Origin of the sequence: Caldanaerobius fijiensis DSM 17918 (assembly GCF_900129075.1) — a bacterium.
In the GTDB taxonomy this organism is placed as follows: Bacteria; Bacillota; Thermoanaerobacteria; order Thermoanaerobacterales; family Caldanaerobiaceae; genus Caldanaerobius; species Caldanaerobius fijiensis.
Genome location: NZ_FQVH01000071.1, coordinates 1 through 2764, shown reverse-complemented (window position 1 = coordinate 2764; position 2764 = coordinate 1). Strand labels below are relative to the sequence as shown.

3 protein-coding genes are annotated in these 2764 nt (G+C 40.0%); all 3 read right to left on the bottom strand.

Annotated features, from left to right (window positions below; all coding sequences use genetic code 11):
- Positions 1-60: 60 nt before the first annotated feature.
- The gene (gene polX, locus BUB87_RS13790) at positions 61-1782 is read right to left on the bottom strand and encodes a DNA polymerase/3'-5' exonuclease PolX (protein WP_073346651.1); all 1722 of its coding nucleotides are present in this window, start codon (positions 1780-1782) and stop codon (positions 61-63) included.
- A gap of 1 nt (position 1783) precedes the next feature.
- Complete coding sequence (locus BUB87_RS13785; RefSeq protein ID WP_073346649.1) at positions 1784-2290, bottom strand: flavin reductase family protein; 507 nt, start codon at positions 2288-2290, stop codon at positions 1784-1786.
- Between the two features lie 91 nt (positions 2291-2381).
- Positions 2382-2764: hypothetical protein (locus tag BUB87_RS13780; RefSeq protein WP_234946061.1), on the bottom strand; the 383-nt coding region annotated here is incomplete at its 5' end.

Below are 2764 nucleotides of genomic sequence, written 5' to 3'. Positions count from 1 at the left end.
TATACTAAGAAATGGGTTAAATAAAATGTTAATTGATTCTTATCAAGAAAGAGCATGAAATTAATCTAAATACACAAAATATTTTTCACTCCCCACTATATCCACATCATAGGTATTTAAGACGTCCCTGGCTTCCAGCCAGCCTTTACGGGCTATACCGACTCCATACTTTATATCATTCAATCCGCCTATGTTGTGAGCATCGGGATTTATGGCGAATTTAACCCCTCTGTCTTTAGCGTATTTTACGTATCGCCAATCCAAATCCAGTCTATATGGATTGGCATTTATCTCTATTATCTTACCGTACTCTGCCGCTGTATCAATCACTTTATATACATCAAAATCATAGCCTTCTCGCGCCAGCAATAGCCTCCCCGAACAATGACCCAAAATCTTTGTGTATTTATTTTTTATAGCCTTTATTAATCTCTCCGTCATCTCTTCACGGCTCATTTTAAAATGGGAGTGCACGGAAACTATGACAAAATCAAATTTCTCCAATATATCCTCATCGTAATCTAAAGAACCATCAGGCAAAATATCCGATTCAATACCTTTTAAAATGACAATATCACTAAAGCTTCTGTTCAATTCTTCAATTTCATCCAATTGCCTCAATACAGTTTCTTCTTTTAAGCCCCCTGCATAAAAAGCCGATTTGCTGTGATCGCTAATCCCTATGTATTTATAGCCCGAGGCCCTGGCAGCCTGAACCATATCATACAGCGAATTGGACCCGTCGCTATAAGTAGTGTGAACGTGAAATATCCCTTTGATATCATCATCCTGGATCAAAGATGGTATTTCTCCTCTTTCGGCAGCTTCAATTTCTCCCATGTTTTCCCTTAATTCAGGTGGAATATACGATAGATTGAGCCTGTTGAAAATATCTTCCTCATCGCGGCATATTATAAGGTCTTCACCGTGAAACAATCCATATTCGTTCATTTTTATCCCCATCTTTTTTGCCCTATGTCTCATAGCCGTATTATGCTCCTTGCTGCCTGTAAAGTGATGAAGGGCATAAGGGTATTCTTCATCCTTGACAACTCTCAAATCCGTATTTATACCAGAGTTTAAAATGACACTGGACTTGGTATCGCCTTTGGCGATAATCTCTCTTACATCTTCATATGACACAAAGGCATCCATAAGTTCACCAGGGTAATGTGATGAAGCAAGCATATCTACATCTTTGACAACCTCTTTTCTTCTCCTGAGACTCCCTGCTATATCACACCTTTGCACAAGGCCTGTACTTTCCAGAAATTTTTTTAACCTTACAGCTTCATTAAACGCCTCTGCATATAGATACTGACCCGTGTGTTGCTTTATAAACTGTATTCCATCATATATTTTTCTCTGTGTCTTTTCGCCGAAACCCTGCAGCTCTACAAGCCTGTTTTCCATACAGGCGTACTCCAGTTCCCTTATACTCTTTATATTTAGCTTCTCATAAAGCGCCCTGACTTTTTTAGGACCAAGTCCTGGTATTTTCAACATATCTATAAGCCCGGTCGGGATGGATGCCTTGAGTTTCTCATAGTAATCCAACTTGCCCGTTGTAACCAGTTCTGTGAGCTTTTTATTCAAGGCATCCCCTATGCCTTTAATCTCTTTTAACTTATCCTGTTTTACAAGAGTTTCTATATCTTGATCCAGAGTTTCTATTGTCTTAGCAGCATTATAATAGGCTCTGGACTTAAAGGGACTTTCCCCTTTTAATTCCAGCAAAAGGCCTATCTCATTCAGAATATCCACAATAAGTTTTTTGTCCATATCATATCTCGCCCGTCAAATAACACGCTACTATCTCGCCAAAATACATGGTATGGTAGTCGGGATACCACTTTTGATTCAGTTCCGTTGCCAGGTTTTCAGGTATCATATCCTGTTTATAAACTACCTTGCACTCATAGTGTAGCGAACATTCCTTGATAATCGGCGTACTTACCTTTTGACCTGGCAATGCTGTGAGGTTGCACTCCTTAAATTTGTCGTAGTCTCTTCCCGACCGTGAGCCGCAAAAGCGCAATGCCTCTTTAAGGCTATCTCCCATCGGCACACTTACAGTAAATTCATTAGATTTTTCAATCTGCTGATGGGTATAACGGGATAATCTAACAGGTACAATGAAAATCGGCTTGCCCCAAAAGAATGTTATACCTCCCCAACCTATCACCATTGTATTTACCTTATCCCCTTTTGAGGTCAAAAACAACCCGCCTGAAGTCAGCTGCTTATTTACCTCTGCTATGTATTGATTATAAGGAACCTCTTTTATCATACAAACCACCCCTTACTTGAAATACATGAAATATATTCTTTTTACTTATATATCCTATATCTTAATTATAGCATAAATTACATGTTGTATTTTACACCCATTTCACTTTTCCAACAGCCTTCGCCGTAACCCTCGCCTCTAACAAAAGTTTGTCCTTTTTACCTTTTTCGTCGACATCAGCCTGCCTTTCATCCTCATTGAGAATAGCATAATCGCTTATCTGCACATCATCATCCTGATTCGCTCCCACAAATTTCTCCTCCTCGATCTCGAGTTCTACATCTGGATCTTCTGCTCCCCTGGCTATGGCCATTTCTCTGGCCAATCTATGTGCTTCGGCTTGTATAGCTTTTAGCACATCTGTGACATCCTCCCTCCACCGAGGTAGAGAGCATCCCCAGATCAAGCACCTTCTGTATCGTTCTCGGCCTATGGGGTTTGCCATAGATGCATTACCGTCGATACAAACAGTAG